Genomic DNA, 5,154 nt, shown 5'->3' on the forward strand with positions numbered 1-5,154 from the left:
GACCCGCTCACCACCAAGCGCCCCAATGTGGCGTTGGTTGCGTCCAACGCACCAATTGTGGCGTTCGGTGCGTCCAACGCACCGAACGCCACATTGGGGCGCATCGCCGGGCCGCTGTCAACGAACCTCGGACGCGTGACACCAGCCCCGCGTCGTCCCTTCTAGCACGCGTGATCCGGAAGCCGGCACGCATGATCGGGAAGCCGGCACGCGTGATCAGGAGGTCGACACGGCGTCAGCCGGACTGAGCCGCCAGGCGCTCCTCGCGGTCCGCTGTCGCCAAGGCGTCCAGAACGCCGTCCAGATCGCCGTCCAGGACCTGGTCCAGGTTGTAGGCCTTGTAGTTCACCCGGTGGTCGGAAATCCGGTTCTCCGGGAAGTTGTACGTCCGGATGCGCTCCGAGCGGTCGACCGTGCGGACCTGCGACTTGCGCGCGTCCGACGCCTTCGCCGCCGCCTCTTCCTCCGCGATCGCCTGCAGGCGGGCCTGGAGCACCTGCAGCGCCCGCGCGCGGTTCTGGATCTGGGACTTCTCGTTCTGGCAGGACACCACGATGCCGGTCGGCAGGTGGGTGATCCGGACCGCCGAGTCGGTCGTGTTGACGCTCTGGCCACCCGGGCCCGAGGACCGGAACACGTCGATGCGCAGGTCGTTCGGGTCGATCTCGACCTCGACCTCCTCCGGCTCCGGGTAGATGAGCACGCCGGACGCCGAGGTGTGGATCCGGCCCTGGGACTCGGTCGCCGGCACGCGCTGGACGCGGTGGACGCCGCCCTCGAACTTCAAGCGCGACCACACCCCGTCGACCTCGGCCGACTTCGTCTTGATCGACAGCGTGACGTCCTTGAAGCCGCCCAGGTCGGAGTCCACCGAGTCGAGGACTTCGGCCTTCCAGCCGTGGCGCTCGGCGTAACGCAGGTACATCCGCAGCAGGTCGCCCGCGAACAGGGCCGACTCCTCGCCGCCTTCGCCGGACTTGATCTCCATCACGACGTCGGAGCCGTCGTACGGGTCGCGCGGCAGCAGGAGCTCGGTGAGCTTCGACTCCAGGTCCGGGATCTTCGCGGTGAGCTCCTCGGCCTCGGCGGCGAACTCCGCGTCCTCCGCGGCCATCTCCCGCGCGGCCGCGAGGTCGTCCCGGGCCGTGTCGAGCTCGTGGACGGCCCGCACCACCGGCGTCAGCTCGGCGTAGCGGCGGCCGAGCTTGCGGGCGCGCCCCTGGTCGGCGTGCACCGCCGGGTCCGCCAGCTGCTGCTCCAGTTCCGCGTGCTCGGCGAGCAGCCCCTTGAGCGAGCTCGAATCCACCTCTGCCACCTCTCAGCCCGGGAACAAGACAAAAAACGACGCCCACTCGCGCGGGCGAGTGGGCGTCGTCGGAAAAGCTACTTGGCGTCGGCCTTCTTCTGGCGCTTGCCGTAGCGAGCCTCGAAGCGCGCGACCCGGCCACCGGTGTCCATGATCTTCTGCTTGCCCGTGTAGAACGGGTGGCAGTTCGAGCAGATCTCGACGTGGATGTTGCCGCTGGTCTTGGTGCTGCGCGTGGTGAAGCTGTTGCCGCAGTCGCAGTTCACGTTCGTGACCACGTACTCGGGGTGAATACCGCTCTTCATGGTGTCCTCTCTCGTTGGCTCCGGGTCCCCAGTCGTTCTCGCGGGGTGAACCGGCGCCGGACTTCAGCGGGTGATTCTGCCAGACGGGCAGACGTGTACTGGAACGCACCCCGCTGACCAGCTATTCCCAGCGCGAAGGGGGCCTCCCCGGCGCACCGGGAAGGCCCCCCTTTCGAGACGGGACTCAGTCGTCTTCGCCGCCGCCGAGGGCGGTCTTCGAGACCTGCATGAGGAACTCGACGTTCGTCTTGGTCTTCCGCAGCCGCGAGATCAGCAGGTCGATGGCCTGCTGCGAGTCGAGCGCGTGCAGCACCCGGCTCAGCTTCACGGTGACCGCGAGCTCGTCCGGCGAGAGCAGCAGCTCGTCCTTGCGGGTACCGGACGGGTTGACGTCGACCGCCGGGAACACGCGGCGCTCGGCGATCTTCCGGTCGAGCTTGAGCTCCGCGTTACCGGTGCCCTTGAACTCCTCGAAGATGACCGTGTCCATCGTCGAGCCGGTCTCGACCATCGCCGTGGCGAAGATGGTCAGCGAGCCGCCGTTCTCGATGTTGCGCGCCGCGCCGAGGAACCGCTTCGGCGGGTACAGCGCGGTCGAGTCGACACCACCGGACAGGATCCGGCCGGACGCCGGGGCCGCCAGGTTGTACGCGCGGCCGAGGCGGGTGATCGAGTCGAGCAGCACGACGACGTCGTGGCCCATCTCGACCAGGCGCTTGGCCCGCTCGATCGACAGCTCCGCGACCGACGTGTGGTCGGACGGCGGCCGGTCGAAGGTCGAGGCGATGACCTCGCCCTTCACCGAGCGCTGCATGTCGGTGACCTCTTCCGGACGCTCGTCGACCAGGACGACCATCAGGTGGCACTCGGGGTTGTTCGTGGAGATCGCGTTCGCGATGTCCTGCATGATCGTGGTCTTACCGGCCTTCGGCGGGGACACGATCAGGGCGCGCTGCCCCTTGCCGACCGGCATGATCAGGTCGATCACGCGGGTGGTGAGCTTGTGCGACTCGGTCTCGAGGCGCAGCCGCTCGTTCGGGTACAGCGGGGTCAGCTTGGTGAAGTCGGGACGCCGCTTGGCCTCGTCCGGCTCCAGGCCGTTGATCGAGTCGACGCGCACCAGCGGGTTGAACTTCTGCCGCTGCTGCTCGCCGTCCCGCGGCTGGCGGACGACACCGGTGATGGCGTCCCCGCGGCGCAGGCCGTACTTGCGGACCAGCGACAGCGAGACGTAGACGTCGTTCGGGCCGGCGAGGTAGCCGGAGGTGCGGACGAACGCGTAGTTGTCCAGCACGTCCAGGATGCCCGCGACGGGCAGCAGGACGTCGTCCTCGCGGATCTCGGTGTCCGGCGAGCCGCCTTCGCCCCGGCCGCCCCCGCTGCCCCGGCGGCGGCGGTCGCGGAAGCGACGGCCGCGACGGCCGCCTTCCTCGTCGTCGTCCGGCTGCTGGTTGCGGTTGTCACCGCGGTTGCCGTCGCCGCGGTTGCCGTCCTGCTGGTTGTTGCGCTGGCGGTCGCCGCGGTTGCCGTCCTGGCGGTTGTCACCCCGGTTGTCGCCGCGGTTGCCACCGCCCTGGCGCTGCTGGTCGCGGTTGCGGTCGCCCTGCTGGCGGTCGCCACCCTGACCCTGCTGCCGGTCGCCGCCCTGCTGGCGGTCGCCCTGGCCCTGCTGGCGGTCGCCGCCCTGCTGGCCGTCCGGGGCCCCGGCGGCGCGGTTGGAACCGCGGCGACGCCGGCTGCGGCCGCCCTCCTCGGGCTGGCCGTCCTGGCCCTGCTGGGCGTCCTGCTGCGGGCGCTCGGCCTGCGGCTGCGCGTCCGACGGCGCGGAGGCGGGCGCCTCGGCCTTCGGCTCCGGCTTGGTCTCCACCGCAGCGGCGGGCGCCTCGGCCTTCGGCTCGGCCTTGGGGGCCGCCTTCGCCGGCTCGCCGACACCTTCCAGCGGCAAGGTCTCGGCCGCCGCACGCGGCTTGCGGGACTTGCCCTGGCGCTCACGGATCGCGGCGATCAGGTCGCCCTTGCGCATGCCCGTCGTCTCGCCGACGCCGAGCTCCCCAGCCAGCGAACGCAGCTCGGCGACGGTCTTACCGGTCAGCCCGCCGACCGTCCGCTTGGGAGCGGGGGCGGTGCCGTTCGTCTCGGCCGTGCCGCTCACGTCGCTCAAAAGATCGGTGTTGCTCACACATGTCCTTCCTGACCGATCCACGCCTCCAGGTGGATCAGCGGACTGCCGCTCGCTTCTGATCGCGAACCGGCGTAGTTGCCCCCCGATACGCGAGATGAGCTCTTCGGCCGTGCGGAACACAGCTGGAGCGCCTCCACCACAGGGGTTTGCGTCCTCCAAACGGAGGACACGGAATTCGGCACCGCCGAAACCGGAAACCCGCCCAAGTCGTTCCGCGTTACCCCGCTTGCCAGGCGGTGCGGATTCGGCGGATCGACGACGGATGCGGATCCGAGGATTCCCCGGGACCGGCATCGGGTGCGGAAACGCACGGTGATCGAACGCCCCCGAGGGTAGACCGCGGCGGTGCCGGGTGCAACAACCACCCCCCGCGTGGCGGGCGTGGCGGCGGGCACGTGACCCACCCTTTACTGAGCCGCAACCTGCACGCCCGTGAGATCCACGGGCAGCTCGAGGACGTCGAAATCGGTAACGCCGGCATCCGGCGGAAGTATTCCCGCGGTCGTCAGCGCGAGCACCGTCGGACCGGCGCCGGAGATGGCGGCGGCCACTCCCCGTGCACGGAGCGTCGCCACCAGCTGTGTGCTCGCCGGGTAGGCGGGGGCGCGGTAATCCTGGTGCAGCCGGTCCTCGGTCGCCGTGAGCAGCAGCTCCGGCTTCGCCGTCAGCGCGTGGACGGCGAGCGCGGCGCGGCCCGCGTTGTGCGCGGCGTCGGCGTGCGGCACGGTCGCCGGCAGCAGGCCGCGGGTGGTCGCGGTGGCCGAGCGCACCGACGGCACGGCGACGACCGGCCGGATCGACGGGTGCGGGGTGAGCCGTTCGGCGTGGAAGCGGCCGCCGTCGCACCAGGCCAGGACCAGGCCGCCGAGCAGGCTCGCGGCGGCGTTGTCGGCGTGGCCTTCGAAGCCCGCGGCCAGCTGCAGCGCGTCGAACGCGTCGATTCCGCGGCCGGCGAGCGCGTACCCGGCGGCGACGCCGGACACGACCGCGGCCGCGGACGAGCCGAGGCCGCGCGCGTGCGGGATCGCGTTGTGGCAGCGCAGGTGCAGGCCGGGCAGCTCGACGCCGAGGTGCTCGCAGGTCGCGCGGATCGCCCGCACCACCAGGTGCGTCTCGTCGGTGGGGACGTCGGCGACGCCGCCGGCGCCCGCGTCGATCACCTCGACCTTGAGCCCGGTGTCGGAGACCCGCACTTCGACGACGTCGTAGAGGCTCAGCGCCATCCCGAAGGCGTCGAAGCCGGGCCCGAGGTTCGCCGTGGACGCCGGGACGGTCACTTTGAAGGTGGTCACCGGAGCGCCCCAATGTGGCGTTGGGTGCATCCAGCGCACCCAATGTGGCGTTCGGTGCGTCCAACGCAC

General features: G+C 70.8%; 4 protein-coding genes. All 4 read right to left on the reverse strand.

What is annotated here, in order from left to right:
• Positions 1–235: 235 nt before the first annotated feature.
• Entirely contained in the window at positions 236–1,306 is a 1,071-nt protein-coding gene (prfA, locus tag ACWEF6_RS42690; protein WP_449688165.1) for a peptide chain release factor 1, read from the reverse strand.
• Positions 1,307–1,383: 77 nt separating this feature from the next.
• On the reverse strand, positions 1,384–1,611 hold the full coding sequence (gene rpmE / locus ACWEF6_RS42695) for a 50S ribosomal protein L31 (RefSeq protein ID WP_003102730.1): 228 nt from the start codon (positions 1,609–1,611) through the stop codon (positions 1,384–1,386).
• Between the two features lie 184 nt (positions 1,612–1,795).
• The gene (rho, locus tag ACWEF6_RS42700; RefSeq protein WP_449688166.1) at positions 1,796–3,790 is read right to left on the reverse strand and encodes a transcription termination factor Rho; all 1,995 of its coding nucleotides are present in this window, start codon (positions 3,788–3,790) and stop codon (positions 1,796–1,798) included.
• A gap of 410 nt (positions 3,791–4,200) precedes the next feature.
• Positions 4,201–5,085 (reverse strand): homoserine kinase, encoded by an 885-nt coding sequence (gene thrB, locus ACWEF6_RS42705; protein WP_449688167.1) that lies wholly within the window; start codon positions 5,083–5,085, stop codon positions 4,201–4,203.
• Between the last annotated feature and the right edge of the window lie 69 nt (positions 5,086–5,154).

It is taken from the genome of Amycolatopsis sp. NPDC004772 (genome assembly GCF_053601215.1).